This is a genomic window from Thalassovita mangrovi, assembly GCF_009857745.1.
Classification (GTDB): domain Bacteria; phylum Pseudomonadota; class Alphaproteobacteria; order Rhodobacterales; family Rhodobacteraceae; genus Thalassobius; species Thalassobius mangrovi.
In genome coordinates this window covers 833921-856143 of sequence record NZ_WWEN01000002.1, presented here as the reverse complement: position 1 = coordinate 856143, position 22223 = coordinate 833921, and the positions used below count along the sequence as shown (strand labels likewise).

Annotated in this window: 16 protein-coding genes and 1 tRNA gene; 9 read left to right on the top strand and 8 right to left on the bottom strand. The window is 60.0% G+C overall.

All coding sequences use genetic code 11. The features are described 5' to 3' along the window. Window positions 1-33 precede the first annotated feature (33 nt). The 3 genes from GR167_RS05890 to GR167_RS05880 all read left to right on the top strand — a co-directional run bounded on the left by GR167_RS05890 (window position 34) and on the right by GR167_RS05880 (window position 6746). Complete coding sequence (locus GR167_RS05890; protein WP_160972490.1) at window positions 34-1779, top strand: SLC13 family permease; 1746 nt, start codon at window positions 34-36, stop codon at window positions 1777-1779. Window positions 1780-2015: 236 nt separating this feature from the next. Beyond that, window positions 2016-4817 (top strand): Stk1 family PASTA domain-containing Ser/Thr kinase, encoded by a 2802-nt coding sequence (locus GR167_RS05885; RefSeq protein ID WP_160972489.1) that lies wholly within the window; start codon window positions 2016-2018, stop codon window positions 4815-4817. 48 nt (window positions 4818-4865) lie between these two features. Continuing rightward, window positions 4866-6746: a sel1 repeat family protein gene (locus tag GR167_RS05880; protein WP_160972488.1), complete on the top strand. Its 1881-nt coding sequence runs from the start codon at window positions 4866-4868 to the stop codon at window positions 6744-6746. 836 nt (window positions 6747-7582) lie between these two features. Here GR167_RS05880 and GR167_RS05875 read toward each other — a convergent pair. Beyond that, window positions 7583-7825: a helix-turn-helix domain-containing protein gene (locus GR167_RS05875; protein ID WP_090270951.1), complete on the bottom strand. Its 243-nt coding sequence runs from the start codon at window positions 7823-7825 to the stop codon at window positions 7583-7585. 602 nt (window positions 7826-8427) lie between these two features. Here GR167_RS05875 and GR167_RS05870 point away from each other — a divergent pair. Then, window positions 8428-11535 carry a metallophosphoesterase gene (locus tag GR167_RS05870; RefSeq protein ID WP_160972487.1) on the top strand — a complete coding sequence of 1036 codons (3108 nt, stop codon included), beginning with the start codon at window positions 8428-8430 and terminating at the stop codon, window positions 11533-11535. A gap of 253 nt (window positions 11536-11788) precedes the next feature. Continuing rightward, window positions 11789-12178: a hypothetical protein gene (locus GR167_RS05865; protein WP_160972486.1), complete on the top strand. Its 390-nt coding sequence runs from the start codon at window positions 11789-11791 to the stop codon at window positions 12176-12178. Window positions 12179-12413: 235 nt separating this feature from the next. Here the strand turns inward: GR167_RS05865 and GR167_RS05860 are convergent, their stop codons facing one another. Both GR167_RS05860 and GR167_RS05855 read right to left on the bottom strand, forming a co-directional pair. Beyond that, window positions 12414-13628 carry a tyrosine-type recombinase/integrase gene (locus GR167_RS05860; protein ID WP_235915847.1) on the bottom strand — a complete coding sequence of 405 codons (1215 nt, stop codon included), beginning with the start codon at window positions 13626-13628 and terminating at the stop codon, window positions 12414-12416. Between the two features lie 457 nt (window positions 13629-14085). Further along, window positions 14086-14159 (bottom strand) — tRNA-Cys (locus GR167_RS05855). Between the two features lie 145 nt (window positions 14160-14304). Between GR167_RS05855 and GR167_RS05850 the strand changes: the two genes are divergently transcribed. The 3 genes from GR167_RS05850 (at window position 14305) to GR167_RS05840 (ending at window position 17313) form a co-directional block, all read left to right on the top strand. Next, complete coding sequence (locus GR167_RS05850) at window positions 14305-14958, top strand: protein-L-isoaspartate O-methyltransferase family protein (RefSeq protein WP_160972484.1); 654 nt, start codon at window positions 14305-14307, stop codon at window positions 14956-14958. 79 nt (window positions 14959-15037) lie between these two features. Continuing rightward, a complete protein-coding gene (locus tag GR167_RS05845) occupies window positions 15038-16459 on the top strand; it encodes a TolC family outer membrane protein (RefSeq protein ID WP_160972483.1) in 1422 nt (473 codons plus the stop codon). An 83-nt stretch (window positions 16460-16542) separates the two neighbouring features. After that, complete coding sequence (locus tag GR167_RS05840; protein ID WP_160972482.1) at window positions 16543-17313, top strand: hypothetical protein; 771 nt, start codon at window positions 16543-16545, stop codon at window positions 17311-17313. On the opposite strand, the gene GR167_RS05835 is transcribed toward GR167_RS05840, so the two are convergent. From GR167_RS05835 to GR167_RS05825, 3 genes are all read right to left on the bottom strand, one after another. Further along, window positions 17307-18761, bottom strand: a complete 1455-nt coding sequence (locus GR167_RS05835; RefSeq protein ID WP_160972481.1) for a cobyric acid synthase — start codon at window positions 18759-18761, stop codon at window positions 17307-17309. The two genes, GR167_RS05840 and GR167_RS05835, sit on opposite strands and share 7 nt — an antisense overlap. A 73-nt stretch (window positions 18762-18834) precedes the next feature. Further along, on the bottom strand, window positions 18835-19326 hold the full coding sequence (locus tag GR167_RS05830) for a cupin domain-containing protein (RefSeq protein ID WP_160972480.1): 492 nt from the start codon (window positions 19324-19326) through the stop codon (window positions 18835-18837). Between the two features lie 150 nt (window positions 19327-19476). Next, window positions 19477-19797 carry a DUF6280 family protein gene (locus tag GR167_RS05825; protein ID WP_058261650.1) on the bottom strand — a complete coding sequence of 107 codons (321 nt, stop codon included), beginning with the start codon at window positions 19795-19797 and terminating at the stop codon, window positions 19477-19479. A gap of 214 nt (window positions 19798-20011) precedes the next feature. On the opposite strand from GR167_RS05825, the gene efp reads away from it, so the two are divergent. Next, window positions 20012-20575, top strand: a complete 564-nt coding sequence (efp, locus tag GR167_RS05820; protein WP_160972479.1) for an elongation factor P — start codon at window positions 20012-20014, stop codon at window positions 20573-20575. Between the two features lie 110 nt (window positions 20576-20685). Here the strand turns inward: efp and GR167_RS05815 are convergent, their stop codons facing one another. Then, complete coding sequence (locus GR167_RS05815) at window positions 20686-21474, bottom strand: fructosamine kinase family protein (RefSeq protein WP_160972478.1); 789 nt, start codon at window positions 21472-21474, stop codon at window positions 20686-20688. Continuing rightward, a complete protein-coding gene (ygfZ, locus tag GR167_RS05810; RefSeq protein WP_160972477.1) occupies window positions 21471-22202 on the bottom strand; it encodes a CAF17-like 4Fe-4S cluster assembly/insertion protein YgfZ in 732 nt (243 codons plus the stop codon). The genes GR167_RS05815 and ygfZ overlap by 4 nt, the downstream gene beginning before the upstream one ends. Window positions 22203-22223: the final 21 nt, after the last annotated feature.

Below are 22223 nucleotides of genomic sequence, written 5' to 3'. Positions count from 1 at the left end.
TGGGGCAAACCCCGGGCAGGAGAGGCGCGCGCCGTGACAGTTGAAATCGCTTTCGTTCTGCTGCTTTTCATCGCCGCCGCGGCGCTGCTGGTGACCGAAATCGTGCCGCCCGAAGTCACCTCCCTGAGCCTGGTCCTGCTGCTGGCCGCCAGCGGCGTGATGACGGTGGAGGAAGCGTTCCAGGGTTTTTCCAGCGAAGCCATCGTGGTGCTGGCCTGCGTGATGATCCTGTCGCGGCGCTTGTCGGAATCGGGCGCCATGAGCGGGCTGTCGGCCTGGCTGGCCGGGCGCGGCGGCCGGGCGCCCGCGGCCATCGTGGCGCGGTTGATGGCCTCTTCGGCGGCGCTGTCGATGGTGTTCAGCAACACCAGCACCACCGCCGTGATGATGCCCATCGCGGGCGATGCGGCGGACAAGGCCAAGGTCAGCCCGGGGCGGTTCATGATGCCGATGGCTTTCGCGTCGATGATGGGCGGCTGCGCGACGCTGATCGGCACCTCGGCCAATATCGCGGCCAGCGGGGTGATCACGCGGATGGGGCTGGAACCGTTCGGCATGTTCGAATTCTTCTGGGTCGGGTTCGCGGTGACCGGGGCCGGGATCGTCACCGTGGTGCTGCTGGGCAATCACTTCATCCCCGAACGCGAACGCGGCGTCGGGCGGGTCTTGCGCGAAGATCAGTTCCTCGCCGATCTCATCGTCGTGGCCGAAGGCAAGGCGGATGGGGCGGCGTTCAGCGATCTGGCGCTGGCCGATCTCGGTGCCACGGCCCTGGCCATCGATATCGAAACGGGGCGGGTCGCGGCGCATGCCCGCCGCAAGCTCCACGCGGGGGATCATATCCTTGTCCACGCCTCCGCCGCCGCCCTGTCACGGCTGGCGGCGGACGAACGTTTTCAGCTCGACGGGGTGGCCGAAGGCGCCCCGGTAGAGGTCACGGCGGAGGCGATCCTGCTGCCCGGATCGCGCTGGACCGGGCTGTCGGTGGCGGGGATGCGGCGCCGGCTGGCCCCGGACGTGTCGGTGATCGGGGTGCGGCGCGCGGGCTATGACCGCACCGCCCGGATCGGGCTGATGCGGTTGCGGGCGGGCGATATCCTGTCGCTGGCGGGCAATGCCGAGGGGATGGAACGCATCGACGACGATGTCGATATCTACCTGTCGGGGCGGTCCGAACAGGTCGCGCCCAGCCGCAGGGAGGGCTGGTACACGCTGGTCGCGCTGTTTGCGGCGATCATCGTGTCGTCGCTGGGGCTGTTGCCGATGGGTGTGGCGCTGCTGAGCGCGGTGATGGCGCTGATCCTGGCCGGGCGCTTCACCCTGCGCGATGCCTTTTCCAAGGTGTCCTGGCACATCCTGATCCTGATCGGCGGCATGTCGAGCCTTGGCCTTGCCATGCTGCAGACCGGGGCGGCGGATTGGCTGGCCGGGGGCATCCTGCGCCATGTCGCGCCGCTGGGGCAGACTGCCGTCCTGATCATGCTGTCGCTGCTGACGATCCTGCTGACCCAGGCGCTGTCGAACGCCGCCGCCGCGCTGACCGTGCTGCCGGTCGCGGTGGCGATTGCCGACGGGCTTGGCATCGATCCGCGGCCGCTGGCGGTGATCGTCACCCTGTCGGCGTCCCTGTCCTTCATCGCGCCGCTCGAACCGGCGCTGCTGCTGGTGTACGGCAAGGGCCATTACCGGCTGCGCGATTTCGTGCTGGCCGGGGTGCCGCTGACGGCGGTGTCGGTGGCGATCGTGTTGCTGCTGGTGCCGCTGCTCTGGCCGTTCTGAACCGGGGCGGTCTGGATCGGCTTGGCCTTCGGCACAAGGCGCGGTTTGTTGACCTATGTCATTGTTGCCACCCCCGGGGCCGAAGCATCGTCGGTGCAACGATTTTTTACGCTGAGCCAAAGGTTTCCGGGGATACCCCCGGCAGTGCGGCGGTCCGGCGCGGTCATGAGATATTCGCGATGTCCCTGCTTTCGAAATTGGTCCCAATCCCCCGCCTTCTGAACCGGGCCGCCGTCATGGTGATTGCTGCGATCATGCTCTGGCTGGCCGCGCTTCCGGGGTTCGCTGAACGTGTGGGCTTTCAGCCGGATTACGATTTTCAGGACCAGATGGATAAGGTGAAGGAGGACGGGCACGACTGCCTGCCGCCGTCCTATTCGATCCAGCTCGATCCGTTCTGGGTCCGTGTCGGGGGCAAGGCCTTCGATACCTGTGTCAGCGAAAACATGACCACGACGCAACTGATCAAATACATGGCGCTTGGCGCCGGATCGCTGACCCCGGCGGGGGTCTATCTGGCGCCCTATACCGCGTCCGAGCTGAAATCCGATGGCGTGAAATGCCTGATGAAAGCCTATGTCGAGGCCTCGGACAGTTTGTCGAGCAGTGAAAAAGACAACTGGCGCGGCAGGATCGACGCGGGTTTCGCGGTGAAGGACTGGGCCGGGTTTGCCGGCAATATCAAGGAATTCGCCGATCCGGATGCGGCAAAGGTCACCAAGGCCTTCGTCGAATTCTCGGCGGCGAGCCTGGAACGCATGTCCGAGGCGAAATCCTTTTCCGAGGCGATGAAGGCTGCGATGGAACAGAGCTGGCGCGATGTCAGTATCTATTTCTACGGCGAACTTCCCGTGGTGCTGGAAGAATACGACCAATACGTCAAGGAATGCCGCTACGGGCTGGCGCGGACCGCGTTGGATCGCGCCATCAAGCTGGCCGACAGGGAATGCCGCGCCCTGGGGCATGAATACCGGCTTCTCGAACAGGAGATCGTTTCCAGCATCTACCGCAACTGGGAAGTGATGGGGCAGGACCTGATCGGTGACGATCCCGCCATGGTGCTTTTACGCAACCAGCAGCGCAGCATGAAGCGCGACCTTGTCGACGCGAAGAACGAAGTGCTGGACTACGTGAAGAACTTCGACGAGCTGGAAAAGAAGGACAAGGCGCTCGAACGGCTGACCTGGCAATTCGAAAAGGAACAGGCGGATTACGCCCGGCAGCTCGAACGGACGCGGCAGGCGCTGGACGGCCCGGCGGCCTGTTACGCGATCGGCGAATTGCGCAACCTGCTGAGCGACAAGACCGGCGCCTGCCGGGCGTCGTTTTTCCGCGGGCCGCTGGCCGGGCTGAACGGTCAGCCCGAAGCGGTGGAACAGGAACTCTACCTGGTCGCCAGCCGCAAATCGTCGGAATGGTGGGGTGAGGTGAGCCAGATCCGCACCCTGTTCAACACTTGCCGCGAGGGCGAAGGGTTCAGCCGGATCGCGGCGCTGAAAAGCAAGGTCCAGGCCGACCCGATCGTGCTGGTGACCGAGGATGGCTGCAAACCCGTCGACCAGCCGGTCCTGATGGAGACGCTAGACAAATTCGCCCCGCTGCCCCATTGCCGCAAAACCACCGTGCCGGAAATCGTGGGCCAATCGCTGGCGACGGCGGCGGGGATGCTGAACGACGCGGAACTGGTGATTTCGGGCAAGCCGGAAATGGTCGAACCGAAAGAGGGCCAGACCCCGGGCACGGTGGTGAAAAGCGATCCCAAGCCGGGCAGCAGCGCGCGGATCTGGACCGGGGTGAAGCTGGCCGTGCTCGACAAGTTCCCCGAGGAAGAGGAGGAACTGGTCGAGATGCCCGAGGTCCTGGGCCTGACCGAGACCGCCGCCAAGGAGGCGGTTTCGGATGCCGGGCTGACACCGGTGGTCAAGAAGGGGCTGGCGGCCAACAAGATCGAATACAAGCCCGAGTACATCTATCACGCCACCCATGACGAAGGCGACATGCTGCCGCCGCTGACCGAGGTGGTGATGACCAAATACGGCCCGCGCCCGATGGTCAAAGTCCCGACAATCGCGGGACCGGATATCGCCAAGGCGCGGGGCATCCTGAGCGCCGCCGGGCTTACCCCCGGCGACCCGGCGGCAGGCGATCCGCCGCCCGAGGGCAAGGAACCCGGCGAAATCTACGGCAGCATCCCCGAGGCGGAAAGCGAACAGGAAATGTTCACCACGGTGCAGCCGCTGGTCTATGGGCTGCGCGCTCAGCAGCCCGGCGAAGAGGGGGGCGATGAAGCGGGTGACGAAGGCGACGACGAGGGTGAGGGCGACGACGAGGCCGAAACACGCCCCATCCCGACGGTGAGCGGCAAGCCCCCGGCGGTCGCGACGTCGATGATCGAGGCGGATGACTTCTTCGTCGCCGGGTCGATCAGCCCCGGCAATCCCGCCAAGGACGATGAAGTGCCTGGCATGGTGCAGTCGACCGTTCCCGCCATCGGATCGCCGCAGCCCAAGGGAACGGTGGTGAACATGCTGATCGTGATGCCGGTGCAGGGCGGCGATGAGGCTCCAGCGCCGCAAGAGGACACGGCCCAGCCCGAACCCGAGGGCGATGGCGGCGGCTGGATCGGACGCTGGCGGGTTGCCGGAACCCATACAAGCGACAGCGGCAAGACCACCGAGATTCGCGGCTTGATGGAAATCGCGCAGGAGCAGGGCATCCTGATCCTGACCTGGTCGACGGAAAAGGACGGCGCGCTCAAGGAGGTCATCAAGCTGCCGATGGCAAACGGTGCAGACAACGTTTTGCGGCTGCATCCCTCCGCGCTGAAATCGATGGAGGACGACGGGGCTGGGTCCGAAAGCAGTGGCGGCATCATCGGCCAGGAAGTGAGCAAGATCGCCCTGATGTTCCGCGAAATCCTCAAGACGCTGGCAATTTCCCGGCAGGGGGAGCAATGCGCCCTCACCGTCACGGACCCGAAGAAGGGGCCGATGACACTGGCCTTTTCGTGCATCCGGGAAGAGGGGGCTTCGCAATGACGTGGGCAGGATTTATCGGGGCCGGGTGCCCGGGAGGGGAGAAGATACATGAAGTTGCGTAATAGCCTAACCGTGGCCCTGGCGCTGTCCGGGGTGCTGAGCTTCGCCCTGCCGGGATATGCCGATCAGGTCGAAGGCCGGGTGTCCCGGGTCGGGGACGGCGCGCGGGTCTTTATCACGCTGCCCGACAACACCCCGGTTGCGCCGGGCGATTCGGTGCGGCTGCTGGCCGATATTCCCGGCCTGGGCCTGACCGCGATTTCAACGCCCTGGACGGTGGAAAGCTATGCCGACGGCGTCGCCATCGCCGCGCCGGACAGCCCGCCGACCGGCGCGCCCCAGATCGGCTATACCGCCCGGATCGAAACCGAAGCGGTGGCCGAGGAGAAAACGGCCAGCCCCGAACCGGCCCCGGTTGCCGAGGCTGAGGAGGCACCGCAGACGGTGCCGCCCGAGGCGGAGACGCTTTATCTCGGCGCGCGGCAGCTGGCGCTGTCGGACAATCCGTCGGACCATGTCCGCGCGGCGGATCTCTATCGCAAGGCGGTCGATATGGGGCATGTGGGCGCGATGACGGCGCTTGGTGCGCTTTACGGGTTCGGGCGCGGGGTGGAACGTGACGACGCCACCGCGATCGGCTGGCACGAACGCGCCGCCGGCATGGGCGATGCGCAGGCCATGCTGCGGCTGGGGCTGATCCGTATGGCCGGGCGGGGTGTTCCGGTCGATCAGGGCGCCGCGGCGAGCTCCTTCTTTCTGGCTGCTGCCGCCGGAAACGCGCAGGCGATGTATATCCTGGCGCTGCTGCATGAGGACGGCATCGGCGTCAGTGCCAGTATGACCGAGTTGGTGAAATGGCTCGAAGCGGCAGCGGCGGCTGGCCATCTGGAGGCGATGTTCATTCTCGGCGACATCTACGAGGATGGCGAGGACGGGATTATCGCCGCCGATAAGGGCAAGGCCGAAAATTACTGGCTCCGGGCGGCGCAGGCCGGTCATGCCGGGGCCATGCGGCAGCTGGCGGAATTCTACGAAGAAAATGGCGGCGGCGATGCCGCGCGCTGGTCGAACGCGGCCCGCACTGCCGCGCCGCGCCCCGATTACCTGAGCGACCCGCGCTGCCTGAGCTGGTGGGAATGCTATGTCCCGGCGGCGCGACCGGCGCCGGAACCGGTCGCGCAGGCCCCGCGGGTGACCGACGAGGTGCAGGATTGCGACCGGGTCGCGGCGACCCCGCTCGATCCCGATCGCCCGGGGCCTAATCTCGGCATCGCCTATAGCGATCTGGACGAACAGGCGGTGATCGCCGAATGCCGCGCGGATATCGAACAATGGCCCGATACCGCCCGGTTCTATGCCCAGATCGCCCGTGGCTATCACAAGGCGGGCCAGTATGCCGATGCGTTCCAGGCGGCGCAAAAGGGGGCGGAGCTGGGCAGCGGTCAGGCGATGGCGATCCTTGCTGCGCTCTACAAGAACGGCCAATCCGTTGCCAAGAACCCCGCAGAGGCGCTGAAATGGTTCGAAAACGGCGGGCGGGCCGGAAATGTCGTCGCCATGCATTTCGCCGCCTCGATGCACCTGAACGCCGAGGGCGTGCCCTATAACGCCCAAGCCGCTGCCGAATGGTATCAGGCCGCCGCCGATCACGGCAGCGGCGAAGCGATGGCCAATCTCGGGGTGCTTTACGACAACGGCCAGGGCGTGCCTTACGACCCCGAGGAAGCGGCGGCCAACCTGATGGCGGGTCTGGCGATGGGATCGGATCACGCGCAGAATATCCTGCTGGGAAACCCCAACCAACTGTCACCGCATACCCGCATCGCGGTGCAGAAAATATTGCGCAATGACGGGCTCTACACCGGTGCCCTGGACGGTGCCTTCGGTCCGCAGACGCTGCGCGCGCTGCGGGCGCGGATTGAGGAGTGATCGGGGTAGGGCGTTCCGGATGGGAAAAATGTCCGGAAGTCCGTGAAAAATCGCACGCCGAAGCAGTGCTGCCGTTGCGGGCCGGGATGGGATGGATTTTAGGAAAATCGTGGAGGCGAGTACCGGACTCGCTACCATTTCTCTAAGCCACTGAAAGGATTTGGCTATCAAGCGTGTGGTTTGCTTGCGTGTCCCACTTTGTGTCACACTAGAGCGAACTGCAAGCAGAATTAACTTGAACAGGAAGTCTATTCTAAACCCGACGGCATTACTGTTCATTTGACATGCATAGGGCTAGTTCTATCCCGGCTCTGAGCTGAATCCAGCTTATTAGATGCAGGGATCATCTATAGCCTTAATGCGGTCCTACCTACTGAGCCTCTAATCTCATCTCCATCTCTCGGGCTAGCTCTCAACTAGCTCTCTGGGCGTCTCTATGCCTGCATTCACCGGCCTAGGGCTGACCTGCTCTAGCTCTATGGGCTGCTATTGGGCTAGCGCCGGGGCTGAGCTCCGCTCTTTTTTGAGACAGATACAGCTCAAAACAGGGCAAATCGGGCTTTCTCTCTGAAGGGGGCACACAAGTCAGGGCAGGGCAGAAAAGAGACAGATAGGGCGGGCAGGGCAGGCTTGCTCAGATCAAGCACAAGGCAGGCGATGGGTGTATCCCTAGGCATGGGCCCCACCCGACCCTCAGATCGCTCTCAGCGCTGGCCCTATAGGCTCTAGCGGCTAAGCTCGGGCTGGCCCTAGCGGCTTGCTCAGGGCAGGCCCTACGGGGGAAGCTGGCCGCGCGGATAGGGTAGATACCCCCCTCGAAAAATTTTATCGCAGCATTATGCCTTGAGTTCCGAAAGGTTACGGACCGCCTCTGCTGGGTCAAATCCAAGCGCTTCTCCAAGTCTGATCAGCTCAATAACGTCGATACGTCGCTGCCCGCTCTCGATGCGCGCTACGTGTGACTGGTATACACCCAAACGTTGGGCAACTTCGGCTTGGTTCAGTCCTGCGGCCAACCTGCATGTTTTGATATATGCAACGAGTGCGTCGTGCCTTTTATCACCTAGCGTCTTTGGCATTCACCGCATTCCACCCTTGTCAGATGGTGCAAGCACTTATATCCATAATTCAGTTATCTAAAAAATGGATATTTACGGGTGTCACATGTGGATCTTTGGACTGACGGTAGTTGCATTCTTCGTAGTGCGTCACGTAGTGCAGCGAGGGCGGACTTTTGTTCGCGCTGTAGACTACCTACGGATGATAGATGCGGGAGCTTCGGTGGCTGAAGCAAACGACCTTTCAAGCAATTTGTTCACCCCCAACTCAAACCCTGACTGCGATCAACTAGCCACTCAGCGCGCCAAGTCCATTGCTGATATGCACTTCGCAGGCAAGCAGTTACCGCTGATCCACTTGGCGCGCTCTAAAGGGTACAAAGGTAAGTAAAGCATCGATGAACAGCGCCCAGGTGCAACACCTAAGTCAGCTTTGCGCAGACAGCGGTCTGCCAAGGGCACACAATTATTGTCGTTTGAGACAGCTGCCCAGCCATCGTTCATATATCCTGCCAGAGCTCGCCCCCACTGTGGATGGAAGGTTGTCAGCAAAATACATTGTACATCCAAGTGTTGGATGACATCTATAATGCGTCAAACAAATTTGTAGCATCAAGGCGGCCATGGAAGCTCATATTGTTCACCTAAGTGACCTTCATTTTAAAAACGACGCAGAGAACAGAAAGCGCCTGGAATATCTGCTTGATGACCTAAAGCGTCTACGAACCTCCGGTCCAATCTATACGGCTTTTACAGGTGACTTGGTAAACTCAGGTGACAACCAAAGCGACTACGAACACTTGTTTGAACTCTTGATTGGCCCATTGACAGAGCTCGGACATGAAGTTCTGACTGTTCCCGGGAACCACGATATCCAACGATCTACCACCAGTGAAGAGTTCACGGATGGTTATCTTCAAGACACCGGTAGTTCTTATCTATTCGGGGATCATGACGATATTTATCCACCTGACAAGGTAGAAAGGCAGAATCCTCTTGCCAACTATATGGAGCTTGAAGAACTCCTAGGACCTTATGACCAACACTCTTACTATGGTTACTCAAAAACAAAGGGGTCAATCTCTTTTGTCGGCATGAACTCTACTTGGCTGTCCCGTAGTAGGTCTGAGAACGAAAGTGATAGAGGCAAACTGAGAATTGAGCCGTTTGTGCTGGAGAAATTGGCCAAGTCACTTCCTCCGACAAACCTAAAAATCGCTTTGCTACACCATCCATTGGATTGGCTCGAAGAGCATACCAGGTCGGCAGTGACTAAATTGCTGACACAGCATTTTGACATAGCGCTATTTGGTCACGTGCACACCAACGATGCATCGAAGTTGAGTCAAGGACATTCTGATTGTCTGTATATGCAATCACCGCCTTTGCGGGCTAACTGGTCCAAGGGCACAAATGGGTACTCTATCATTCGCGCAAATGTAATTGAGAAAAGATTTGAGGTCGAATACAGATCCTACTCCGCTAGCCGGAGGCTGTTCGTTGCCGGAGAAGATTTCGCTAAAAACGGTCGTTCCTATCCTCGCCCGGAAGATGGAAAGTTCTACCGTGAAAGACCATCAGAAGATTCACTGTTAATGAGATACCGAGACGCAGATTCGTTTGACTACACTGCTTGGTATCGTGAAAATATTCGCGCAAAATCAAAAAAGCAAACGGATTTTTCCATTCCTAAGGTGCGAGCACTACCAGCCAATCAAGACGATAAATGGCTACAGCCTGCGCAGCTGATTAGCGAAACTGTAAAAAATTCAATTAGAGATCAGTTCTACATCGCTCCACCCGACTCCGGGTTGACAACCGCTGCTTTCGTGACCTTCAAAACGCTTAGTGAGAACTTTGATGAGAGTGGTAGGGTTGCGGCATTTTTTGATGCTAGGGAACACAAAATTGACAGGGCATCCATTCTTCGAGAGGTATCTCGAACTTTGCTTGTCAGGTATACGCATGCGGAAATTGAAACTCTTGCCTTGAAAGGTTCTTTATCTGTAATTGTTGATGGCCTAAGTCTATCCGCCCCCGAACAATTCAACCTTTTCAGGGATGTAGCGGAAAAGTATTTTCCGAGTGTCCGCTTTCTCTATTTCATAAGCACAGAGCGGAGAGGTCCTGTCCACTCTGGTAGCTTTAGTCCAAAGTTGGACGCAACACACGACGAAATCTATGATTTCGTAGAGCTGGATGTCTCTGATATTAGAGAAATGGTTTCTGCGCGAAGACAGGGGACTGGGGAGGCGTTTATCAATGGCGTTGTCTCCCAGGTAGTCGAATCTTTTCGGCAAATGGATGAGCCTATCTTTGCTAGCAGTGTTGCTGTTGTAGTCGAAACGCTCAGTCAGGATCCTGAATTTAAACCGTTGAATAAAGCTCGCTTGCTGGAGCGGTATGTCGAGTGCCTTTTGGGGCGCTTTAATATTGAAGATGTTCAGGAGGGCGCTTTCGCGTCGAGTGATAAAATTGATCTGCTTAGCTTTATTGCGAGATCAATGCTTGAGAATGATATTCAAGGAATTGATGAAAATAAATGGTCCTCTCTAACCTCGAGCTATAGCGAACAATATCTCATAGATCTGCCATCTGGATTGCTTGATGAGTTTATCGAGAAGGGTATTCTTACAGTCTACAATAAGAGCATTACATTCCGAGGCGACTATCTTTTCTCCTTCTTTGTGGCCCGGCAGATGAAGGCGGATCCGACCTTTGCCGGAAATGTTACGACCGGAGAAGCGCTTTTCAAATACCACAAAGAGATTGCATTCTATGGCGACTTGGAGGGGACGGACACTCGATCTGTATTGAACACACTACATGACGCAGTCGATAGCTTGGAGGCGGTTCTTGATGACAACTATCAGGATAACGGTATTTCTCTGAGCGAAGAGTGGCTAAACACCTGCGCAGAGCAGGCTCAGCATGGTGGTGAACATACTGATTTCGTTCGAGCAGCTGACGATTTGGGCGGCGTTGAGCCTACGCCAGAGAAGGCTGATCGCTTTGACAACCAAGAACTTTCCCGAGTGCAGAGGCGACGTGGTGTAGCTGAGCGCCTAGAGGTCAAGGAGGCTGAGGCGAGGCTTCTAGTCTCGATGAAGCTATACGCTCTCTTGCTTAAAAACTCGCTTCAAGTCCCGGGGCCAGAAAAACTTCGCCACATCGCAAAACTATACCAAGCCGCTGAAGTTTGGGTAGGTTTCTTGTGTGCAAATAGAGAGGATATTGTTTCGAAGCCTATAGTACTTGCGGGCGGGGTGAGGATTATCAACATGGGTGCCATTTTGGACCCGGACAAGTCGGCCAGAGAATTTAAATACAATGCTCCGAACGCCCTTTCTCGCATCCTTTCTGATGCACTTCGTAATCCGCAGTTAAGCACAGCATTGAGGCGCTTGATGCCTAACCTATCCCCAATGGGTTCTCTGTTTGCCAGAGATGCTCTCCTAGATTTGCCTAATGAAGATAATAGAAAGAGCTACGTCGAGAGCATTGTAGCTGAGGAGGACATAAACTTAGCGACTGCAAGTCTGAAAACACTCAGGGTTAAGTTCTTAGCGTCTGGTCGTAGCAAGGAACAGAGAGATAACATCGAGGGAATACTGCTTTCCTTGCAGAAACATAAGTCTATCTCCGGAACGGTGAGTTTCGACAGCCTCAAAAAGGCAAGACTCCTTCGCGACATGAAAGAGAACGCCAAGCTTAAAAAAGGGAACCTCTAACTTTCTCATCCTGCTTGCCTCATCGGTTCACTAAATCCCGCGCCGTGATGTATATTTTCTCAGTTTTGATCCTTGGCAGTTGCTGCGCTCTGAGCGAATGGCAGGAGACGGCTCATTCTTCGCCCCCCAAGAACGTCTCGAATGGGCTGGGAGCGGTCATTCGCTGCTTGGCGTATGAATGGCCTTCATTGCACAGCCGCCAACTATATGATGGGGCTTGTGGTTTGTGAAATTGTTCTAAAAGGCATCTATCATGAAATATTTTCCTCAGCGCCCAGGCTCTGCCGATTGCGGTCCTTGTTGTGTTGCGATGCTGACTAGTTGCTCGACGCTAGATGACGCGCTCGAAGCGTTTCAGGAGCGCAATGAAGGTGGCTACTCGACAGAGGCGCAGATAAAGGCCGCTCTGGGCGCTCTCGGCTTCGAGATGAGTAATCGAATGGGAGGAAGAAGCCTTCTTAACCGCACCTTTTTTGAGGAGCGAAATGACAACCTTCTAATCAGAACCAAAAAGAGATCTGATCGTAACTGGCATTGGATGGTTTGGGATGGTAATGGCAAGCGCCTCTTGGACCCACTACGTCCATCTCGAAGTCGCTTTCCGTCCAACCTCTCCGTGTTTTACATTGTTACGAAGGCATGATCTCAAGGCCGCAGGCCAAGTTGTGTTCGAAAAATGCGGGTTTAAGATCTTGGAACATCCGTGTTTAAATCCATCGATGCCAAAACCGCTTGTCGAAAAATGGAATGCGCGCTGGTCTGCGCCAATGGCTGTTTTGAGTTGGGAGCGGTCTTTACTACCAACCTCGAATGACCATGAGAAACGAGATGGCTACAAGAGTTGAGGGTAAAATATGCTCCACTGTCTTTCTTGTACTTCAACTCTTATTGTGAGGTACTAGGCAATCTACGGCTTCTTGGAGCTGTGCAAGCGTGAAGCCTTCGCGGTTATATACTTCTTGAGTTACGCCTGACCTTGCGTGGCCGACTAGGCACTGAATAATCGGTTCTGGTACGCTTGCTTGGCTAAGGCGAGTAACGACGGTGTGTCTCAGGCTATGGAAAACCAGCCCCGGCTCTTTGATACCCAATTTGGGTAAGAAGCTCTCATTGCACCAACGCCCTAAGTTGCGGCCATATCCGCCGTTGGCACTATAGCTGTAGTCGGGAAACAGCCTCATGCCGGACTTGCGACTTTTCACGAAGTCAAGAAATCCAATACTGATCAACTCTGAGTGCAGAGGTACCTTGCGCCTCCCTGCCGTTGTCTTAAGTCGCTTGTTGTCGTCACCTTCGTCAGTGATGTTTAGGAACCAAATGTCTCCGTTGACTTGCACATCAGCGACGTCGAGTTGGCAAATCTCGTTGAGACGTGCCCCGGTGAACATGCCAAGGAGCATTCCCCATTTGTGACTGTCTTTGCGCACTAGCCCGGACGGGTTTTCAGTCAACTCGTTGTAGAGCAGGCAGGCTTGGTCCGGTGAGAAGGGTTTGCGCTCGGTTTCACTGTTCTTCGCCTTGGCGACTTTCATGCCGTCAAAAAGAGTATGCGGCGTATAGCCGTGTCGCTCTGCCCAGTCGAAGAAACTCTTGAACATTTGGATGTGGCTGTTGATCGTCTTGGGCGCGATCTTGTTGTAGCCGGGTTCCTCGATGACCTGCATAAGCGGTATGGCCTTCAACTTCGGCTTGGTGTTCCTGCTAGCCGGTAGCGCCTGCAAAACCTTCTTAACCTCGTTCGCGTCCTGCTTGGTTATCGTGCCAAGGCGTCGGTCTGGGCCGAAGTATTCGATTAGAATGTCCAGATAAGCCCGATTTTGCCCGACGGTCTTGGGAGACCATTGACGGGAATGCTCTGCAAGGAATTCTTTCACAGCTATACCCAAAGGCGAAGAAGTCTCTTCTGGGCGCGCAGCGGGCCTCTCAGGAGCCTTATGCGTTTCTTGGAAGGAATACCGCTCAAGATCCGATATGCGCCCCAGAATGGCTTCTAATTGGTCTCTGCGCGCCTTTCGCAGCTCATGCAATATTTGATCTGCGTTCTCTGGCGATCCCGCTCCGGGAAGGGTGCAGAAATCAATAAACCGCGTCATGTGATCTTCGAGGTAAACATCTGAGGCGCAATCTTCCCGTCCCTCTAGGACGTCTGAGTGGCTTTGGTGCTCAAGTTCGAGGACCTCTCTTGCCCTTGTTTTGCCGCCAGTTCGTGCAATCCACTCATTGTACCTCTCGAGAGACTGCTTAAAATAGTCCCTTACTTGGGTGCGCAGGTGCTCATGTCGCAGTTGTGCCAACGAGTTGTCTTCCCGAATAGATTTGCCGCAGCATGCAAGATAGCGGGCCAATTCGCTAGCCCGATTTGGGCAGCCTGTGCGTAAGGAAAGACGAATGGTTGTGCGTGGTGCTTGAGGGTGCTTTGGCAGTGGCCAGCGGAAGTAATAAACTCCATGCCGGGACTTGCATAGGTAAGATGACAGCATCATGAATCGTGTGTCTCACTGTGTGTCACACTCGATAGCCAGTCAGCTAAGTAGTTTATTTAGAATAAAATGGAGGCGAGTACCGGAATCGAACCGGTGTACACGGATTTGCAATCCGCTGCGTCACCACTCCGCCAACTCGCCGCCAAAGTGGGTGAAGCTCGATTAAAGGATAAACTTCCCGGCTGCAAGCCCTCATGCGACCCCGATTTGCCGTTTCAGGACCGTTGCCGCCTGGTGTAGGATGTGACAAAAGATAAGCAGGAATCTGAACGAAAGAGTTTAGCAGATGACAGACTTTGCCGCACGCCGCACCATGATGGTGGATACCCAGATCCGTCCCTCGGACGTGACCAAGTTCCCGATTATCGAAGCGATGCTGAATGTCCCGCGCGAAGAATTCGTGCCGGCGGACAAGACCGAAGCCGCTTATGTGGGCGAAAACATCGATCTGGGCGGCGGCCGTGTCGTGCTGGAACCGCGCACCCTGGCCAAGATGCTGGACGCGCTGGATATCCAGGATGACGAACTGGTGCTCGATCTGGGCTGCGGTCTGGGCTATTCGGCGGCGGTGATCGCGCGGATGGCCGAAGCCGTGGTGGCGGTCGAGGAAGACGAGTCGCTGGCCGAGGATGCGCAGGCCGCGCTGGCGCGGGTCGGCGCCGACAATGTGGTGATGCATGTCGGCGCGCTGGCCGATGGCGCCGCGGAACACGGCCCCTATGACGTGATCATGCTGGAAGGCGCCGCCGAACATGTGCCGGCTGCGATTATCGACCAGCTGAAGGAAGGCGGCCGGATCGGCTGCCTAAAGGCCGAAGGGGCGCTTGGCGTCGCGCAGGTCGGCTACAAGATCGACGGCGAGATGACCTGGCGATACGCGTTCAATGCCGGTGCGCCGGTGCTGAACGGGTTCGAACGTCATCGCGCTTTCAAGCTTTGATCTATCCGGCGCGCCCTGCGGGGCGCGTTGTCAGTTGAACAGGCAAGAAAACCGAGCAGGCAAAATAACGGAGCGAGCAATGGGCACGACACGGATCAGACGGAAACTGGCGACGGGCATCGCCGCGGTCACGATGGCATTGGCGGTCCCGGCCGCCTCTTGGGCCGATACACTGGCCGACGTGATGGCCGACGCCTACAAGAACAGCGGTCTGCTGGAACAGAACCGGGCGCTGCTGCGCGCCGCGGACGAAGACGTGGCGACCTCGCTGTCGGCGCTGCGTCCGGTGCTGGCCTGGGCCGGCGACGTGACCCGCAGCTTTGCGCGGACCTCGTCCTCCTCGACCTTCTACACCCCGATCGAACGCGAAACGACCACCGTGTCGATGGGCCTCTCGGCCGAGATCCTTCTTTATGATGGCGGCAGCAGCAAGATCCAGCTCAACGCGGCGAAGGAAAGCGTGCTGTCGACCCGCCAGACCCTGGTCTCGGTCGAACAGAACGTGCTGCTTCAGGCGGTTGACGCCTATACCAACATGCAGGCGCAATCCGAAACTGTCGCGCTGCGGCAGAACAACGTGCGCGTGATCAGCGAAGAACTGCGCGCCGCCAAGGACCGGTTCGACGTGGGCGAGGTGACCCGCACCGACGTCGCCCAGGCCGAGGCGCGCCTGGCGCAGGCGCGCGCGTCGCTGGCGCAGGCTCAGGGCGATTACCAGGCCGCCCGCGAATATTTCATCGCCGCCGTCGGCCGGCAGCCGGGCCGTCTGACCGCGCCGCCCGCAGCCGTCACCCCGGCGAAATCGGTGGAACAGGCCAAGGCGCTGGCGCTGAAGAACCACCCCGATATCCTCAAGGCGCAGCACGATGTGGCCGTGGCCGATATGGCGGTGGAAATCGCCCGCGCCTCGATGAGCCCGACGGTGTCGCTGACCGGCAGCTATGGGATCGAGGAAACCTTCGACAACGAAGCCTTTTCCAAGGGCGGTTCGGTCGGGGTCGAAGTGTCGGGCCCGATCTATATGGGCGGCCGGCTGGCCGCTGCTTACCGCAAGGCGGCCGCACAGCGCGATGCCGCCCGCGCGGCGCTGCGCTTGACCAGCATTTCGGTGGCGCAGGATGCCTCCACCGCCTATGCCAGCCTGCAGGTGGCCCGTGCCGCCCGCGATGCCGGTGAACGGCAGGTGCGCTTTGCAACCATCGCCTTCCGCGGCGTGCGCGAAGAGGCGACCCTGGGCGCGCGGACCACGCTGGACGTGCTGAACGCGGAACAGGAACTGCTGGATGCGCAGGCCACCCTGATCACCGCGCGCGGCAATGAATACCTGGCCTCCTACGCGTTGCTGGCGAATATGGGATACCTGACCGCGGATCACCTGAACCTGAAGGTCACCCGCTATGACCCGGCCGCCTATTACAACCAGGTCAAGAACGCCCCTGCGATGCTCAGCGAGCAGGGCCGCAAGCTGGACCGGGTGCTGCGGGGCATCAGCAAAGAGTAAATTCCGCCGGTGAGTTGTGAGAATCTTTGCCCGGGGTTACAGTGAACCCCGAGGCAAGAGTGGGATAATCAATGTCAGACCCGGTGACGAATGTAGAAATCGAGGATGTGCTCGCGTCCATCCGACGGCTGGTTTCCGAGGATTCGCGTCCCGAAATCGCAGCAAAGGACGTGCCGGGCAAGCTGGTCCTGACACCGGCCTTGCGGATTTCCGACGCGCCGGGCGGGGCCGAATCAAAGGCGTCTGCGGCTGCCGCCACGGCGGAAGCCGCGCCGGCGATGGCGGCGGACAGCCCCTATATCCCCGATGACAACTATGCCGAGGATACCGAGGAACCCCAGCCGCTGGAAAGCGCCGACCTGGAAGCGCGGTTCGCCGACATGGTCGAAGAGGAAGACGTCGCAGCGGATGTCGTGGCGGCCCCCGTGGAACCGGCCTTCGACGCGGCCCCGATGCGCAGCGTTCGGATCAAGCCCGAACCGACACAGCCGGAACCGGTCGAGTGGGAAGATGCCGTCGCCGAGGAACCGGCCAGCGCCCACACGTCAGCTGATGTCGGGTACGACGCGTATGAAATCGATGCGGCCGAAGAAGAGGACGAGGCGGAATTCGTCGAGGCCCCGGCCTATGACGCCGCCGGTGCCGAGGCCGAAGACGATGCCGATCTCGACGACCTGTCCGAATTCGGCGGCGAAGAGGAAGGCATCCTCGACGAGGAAACCCTGCGCGAGCTGGTGACCGATATCGTGCGGCAGGAATTGCAGGGCGCGCTTGGCGAACGGATCACCCGCAACGTGCGCAAACTGGTGCGCCGTGAAATCCACCGCGCCCTGACCAGCCACGATCTTCAGTAAGACGGATCCTGCGCCAGCCGCAGCAGCAGGTCGAGATCCAGATGGGTTTCGACATGCGCGGCCAGCGCGTCCAGCACGGCGTCGAGTTCTTCCGCATAGGCGGTTTCGGCGCTGGCGCCCAGGCCCGACAGGTAGGCCGCGCGGAACCCATCCGACCCGAACAGCCCGTGCAGGTAACAACCGCGCACCCGTCCGTTGGCGCTGCCGGCGCCCTCGACGCGGCCGTCCACCTGCAGCCAGGCACGGGCGCAATCGGGGCCGGTGGTTTCCCCCAGATGGATTTCATAGCCCTCGACCGGATCGCCCGTGGGCAGATAGGTCGCGCTTGTCAGCGCCAGGCGTTTTTGCGGCTTCATCACCGTGGTGACGTCCAGCAGGCCCAGCCCCGGGACCGTGCCCGGCGCGCCCTCGATCCCGTCGGGATCGGCGATGTCGCGGCCCAGCATCTGGTAGCCGCCGCAAATGCCCAGCACGTGGCCGCCGCGCCGCACATGCGCCTGCAGGTCGATATCCCAGCCCTGGGCGCGGAAATGGGCCAGATCGGCGATGGTGGATTTCGATCCGGGGATCAGCACCATGTCGGCGTCGCCGGGCAGCGGGCGGCCCGGTTCGATGATTTCGACGCTGACGCCGGGTTCCGCCGACAGCGGGTCGAGGTCGTCGAAATTGGCGATCCGCGCCAGCCGGGGCACCGCGATCCTGAAACCCTCGCCTTTCGATGACGCGATATCCATCACGTCCTCGGCGGGCAGGCGCCAGGCATCGGCGAACCACGGCAACACGCCCAGCGACGGCCAGCCGGTGCGATCGACAATCGCCTGCAGCCCGTCGTCGAACAGCCGCACATCGCCGCGAAACTTGTTGATTGCAAACCCCTTGATCCGGTCCGCGTCTGGCCCTGGCAGGATCGTCTGGGTGCCGACCAGTTGCGCGATGACGCCGCCGCGGTCGATATCGCCCAGCAGGATCACCGGCACGTTTGCGGCTTCGGCAAAGCCCATATTGGCGATATCGCCCTTGCGCAGGTTGATTTCGGCCGGGCTGCCCGCGCCTTCGACCACGACGATATCGGCCGTGGCGCAGAGGCGGCGGAAGCTTTCCAGTGTCGGGGTCAGGAGATCGGGCTTTTCCCGCGCGTAATCGCGCGCCCGCAGGGTGGCGAAGCGTTTGCCCTGCACGATCACCTGCGCGCCGGTATCTGTTTCCGGTTTCAGAAGCACCGGGTTCATGTCGGTATGCGGCGCCACCCGGGCCGCCAGCGCCTGCAGCGCCTGGGCGCGGCCGATCTCGCCGCCGTCTTCGGTGACGGCGGCGTTGTTCGACATGTTCTGCGGCTTGAACGGGCGCACGGTCAGGCCGCGATTGGTCAACGCGCGGGCGATCCCGGCCACGACCATGGATTTGCCCACGTTCGATCCCGCGCCCTGGATCATGATTGCCTTGGCCATACGCCGCCCCCGGTTTGTTCGGATCGGTTTTAGGGCCAAAAGGCGCCGGGCAAAAGCCGCAAGGCGACGGGTTTCAGTCGTCTTCCGGCCCGCGGCGGCGCACATCCTCGTAAGGCGAGCCGTCGAGATGAAGGTAGAAACTGGGCGTGGTGGTATCGGCCACTAGGTCAAGCCCGGGATAGAAGGCGCGTTCCCCCGCCATCCGCGATCCGATTTCCAGCACGATCACATCGCTGTCGGTCCGGTTCTGCAGGCAATGGCCGATCTCTTCGCCCGCCTTGAAGCCGACGCAATCGCCCGGGGCGAGCTGTTCTTCGCTATCGCCATAGACCAGCGTGGGATTGCCCGCGATGATATAGACGAATTCGTCTTCCTTTTCGTGCCAATGGGGCAGGGCGGACCAGGTGCCGGGCGGCAGCAGCGTCTGGTTGACGCCGAACTGGGTCAGCCCGGCGGCATCGCCCAGGGCGCGTTTCACCCGTGCCTTGGTGTTCTGGTGATGCGGCGGCGGATACATCGTGCCGGTTTTGGCGGGCAGGGCGGCGATGTCTATTTTCTTGGTCATCGAAATCTCCGGTTGTGACGCGCGCAGACTAACAGCCGGGGCGGGGGCAAGGGAAATTCCGATTTGTGAAATCCTGCAGGACATGTGTGCGGAAACGAAAAACGCGCCCCCGGGGGAGCGCGTTTTTTCTGTGGCCGCAGCAGCCTTGGATCAGGCGGCTTCGGCCTGTTGCGCCGCGTTGCGACGTTCGCTTTCTTCGCGCGACAGCGCGACCGAGGTACGCACGCCTTTGCCGACGAATTCCATCAGCCCGTTCACAACCCGTTCGTTCGGATCGATCCCGGCGCAGGACAGAACTTCGCGACCGTCGCGCGACCGTGCCCAGCGGGCGATTTGTTCCGGACCGTTGCCATATTTCTTGTCATCGGCGATTGCATCGTCGAGAGCAGCCAACACAACGGCTGCGAACAGTTTACGGGCCCGGTTGCCTTGCTCGTTATTGAAGGCGGTGCCGTCAACGAAATCTTTCATGATTCGTCCTTTGTTATTGCTCTTGTCTTTTCTGGCGTAGCGAGGCTTATGACCGATTGTTCCTGATTCGGGTAGGCTTCTGTTGCATGGCTTCCATGCAAAATACGCATGGCTCATACCCTTGCCTTTAGCGTCCCGGCTTCCTTGCTTTGGCCTTGAGGGCCATATATAGGTGCGTTCAAACTTCCATCAACCTTTTGCAAGGTTTTGTCATATGCCTAAGATCAACGGTAACGAAATTCGTCCCGGCAACGTGCTGGAACATGAGGGCGGTCTGTGGGTCGCCGTGAAGGTGGACCACGTCAAGCCCGGCAAGGGCGGCGCATTTGCCCAGGTCGAAATGAAGAACCTGCGCAACGGGTCCAAGCTGAACGAACGGTTCCGTTCGGCGGACAAGGTCGAACGGGTGCGCCTGGAACAGAAAGACCAGCAATTCCTGTATGAAAGCGACGGAATGCTGGTGTTCATGGACTCCGAAACCTTCGAACAAATCGAACTGCCGGCGGACCTGCTGGGCGAACGCCGCCCGTTCCTGCAGGACGGCATGACCGTGGTGATCGAATATTACGACACCGAGGCGCTGAACATGACGCTGCCGCAGAAAGTGGTCTGCAAGATCGTCGAGACCGAGCCGGTCGTCAAAGGCCAGACCGCCGCGAATTCGTTCAAGCCCGCCGTTCTGGACAACGGCGTTCGGGTGATGGTGCCCCCCTTCGTCGCGCAGGACGAAGACATCGTGGTGAACACCGAAACCATGGAATACGCCGAACGCGCCTGAGCGCGTTTCCGCTTACGCGACGTCACAGCCGGGCCATCGCCCGGCTGTTTTCGTTTGAGATAGTCTGCGCCCAGCCCGGAACAGCCGTGTCAGCGGCCCGGGTAGCGCCGTTATACTCCCGCCGCGCTCAGCAGCCTGTCCAACATCCCGGCATAACCGCTGCCGAACAGCCGATAATGCACCAAAGCGGGCCAAAGCTGGTAGATCGGTTGCCTTTCGCCATAGCCCGGCTCCACCACGCCATAGCCGTCCCGGAACGCAGCGGGGGGCGATCCGAACAGGTGCAGCATCGCGAGGTCGACCTCGCCGTGACCGTAATAGCAGGCCGGGTCGATCAGCCAGGCCCGGCCGTGGCTGAAATGCACATTGCCGGTCCATAGATCGCCATGCAACAGCGCGGGGCGCACCTTGGGCAGGCGGTCGGGCAGGGTGGCGATCAGCGTCTCGATTCGACCCGCCAGATCGGGGGGCAGAAAGGACAGGCTGGGGCGCAACCGGCATTCGGCCCAGAAGATCGGCCAATTGGGGGCCGGATCGTTGGGGATGGCGACAGCGCCGAAGGCGTAAGGTTCCGGCCAGCCGAAGGCGTCGCCGGTACGGTCGTGCAGCGCGCGCAAGGCGCGGCCCAGGTCGCGCCAATGCGTCGGGGTTGCCGGCTCCCCGGGCAGGTAATCCATCAACAGCAGATCACCCTCGACAAATCGCGGGGCAGGGGCGGTCGCACCGATGGCGTCCAGCATCCGCGCCTCAACTGACACCAGCGGCCCGGTCTTACAGGCGTATTCGCGTCCGTCGGCCAATGTCACATGGGCGACCTCGGACAGGTCGCCGCCATGCAGCGCCCGGACTTGCGCCACCTTTGCCCTGGTCAGGGCCTCGATCCGGGCGATCAGGCTCATTCCACCAGGTGCAGCCGGGCCTTACCCGCCACCATCTCGCCGCTGGCGCGGTCGAAGCGCAGATAGGCGATCGCCTGCCCCCCGGCGGAGGTGTAAAGCGTGCCCGCTTCCTTTTCGCCCGCCATGATCGGCGTGCCCGGCGCGGCCTCGCCCTCTATCTCAACCACCCGCAGCCCCTTGCGCAGCTCTGTCTTGTGCTTCATCCGCGCGGTGACTTCCTGCCCGACATAGCAGCCCTTGCGGAAATCCACCCCGTGCAGCTGTTCGAACCCGGCCTCCAGGATATAGGTGTCGGGCGTCAGCTCGATCCCGGTTTCGGGGATGCACTGGGCGACGCGGATCGCATCCCAGTCGCTGCCGTCGTCGCCGCCCTCGTCGCCATAGAGACGCCAGCCAAGCGCAGGATCGCGTGGATCGGCAAAGGCGCCGTCGGGCGTGGGGCCGGTACCGCGTTTCACCTGCAACCCGGTTTCCTCGATCGTCACGTCGGCGCGCAGCTTGTACATGTTCAGCCGCTGCGCCAGCATCGGGGCAAGGGCGCTGTCGACGTCCAGCAGCACCGCGTCGCCGTCGGGGACGAGGAAGAAATCGGCCATGTATTTGCCCTGCGGCGTCAGCAGCGCGGCATAGACCGCGCCCTGAGACAGCCTTTCCACGTCATTGGTCACCAGCCCTTGCAGGAAATGGCGGGCATCTGCCCCGGTGATGCGGAATATGGTGCGGCTCATTTCAACTCTCCCGTTCGGCGC

Coding starts and splice junctions, on each gene's coding strand:
- GR167_RS05845 (WP_160972483.1), top strand. CDS start 15,038: ATGGGCACGACACGGATCAGACGGAAACTGGCGACGGGCATCGCCGCG.
- efp (WP_160972479.1), top strand. CDS start 20,012: ATGCCTAAGATCAACGGTAACGAAATTCGTCCCGGCAACGTGCTGGAA.
- GR167_RS05865 (WP_160972486.1), top strand. CDS start 11,789: ATGAAATATTTTCCTCAGCGCCCAGGCTCTGCCGATTGCGGTCCTTGT.
- GR167_RS05875 (WP_090270951.1), bottom strand. CDS start 7,825: ATGCCAAAGACGCTAGGTGATAAAAGGCACGACGCACTCGTTGCATAT.
- GR167_RS05815 (WP_160972478.1), bottom strand. CDS start 21,474: ATGAGCCTGATCGCCCGGATCGAGGCCCTGACCAGGGCAAAGGTGGCG.
- GR167_RS05825 (WP_058261650.1), bottom strand. CDS start 19,797: ATGAAAGATTTCGTTGACGGCACCGCCTTCAATAACGAGCAAGGCAAC.
- GR167_RS05850 (WP_160972484.1), top strand. CDS start 14,305: ATGACAGACTTTGCCGCACGCCGCACCATGATGGTGGATACCCAGATC.
- GR167_RS05835 (WP_160972481.1), bottom strand. CDS start 18,761: ATGGCCAAGGCAATCATGATCCAGGGCGCGGGATCGAACGTGGGCAAA.
- GR167_RS05870 (WP_160972487.1), top strand. CDS start 8,428: ATGGAAGCTCATATTGTTCACCTAAGTGACCTTCATTTTAAAAACGAC.
- GR167_RS05830 (WP_160972480.1), bottom strand. CDS start 19,326: ATGACCAAGAAAATAGACATCGCCGCCCTGCCCGCCAAAACCGGCACG.
- GR167_RS05860 (WP_235915847.1), bottom strand. CDS start 13,628: ATGACGCGGTTTATTGATTTCTGCACCCTTCCCGGAGCGGGATCGCCA.
- ygfZ (WP_160972477.1), bottom strand. CDS start 22,202: ATGAGCCGCACCATATTCCGCATCACCGGGGCAGATGCCCGCCATTTC.
- GR167_RS05880 (WP_160972488.1), top strand. CDS start 4,866: ATGAAGTTGCGTAATAGCCTAACCGTGGCCCTGGCGCTGTCCGGGGTG.
- GR167_RS05885 (WP_160972489.1), top strand. CDS start 2,016: ATGGTGATTGCTGCGATCATGCTCTGGCTGGCCGCGCTTCCGGGGTTC.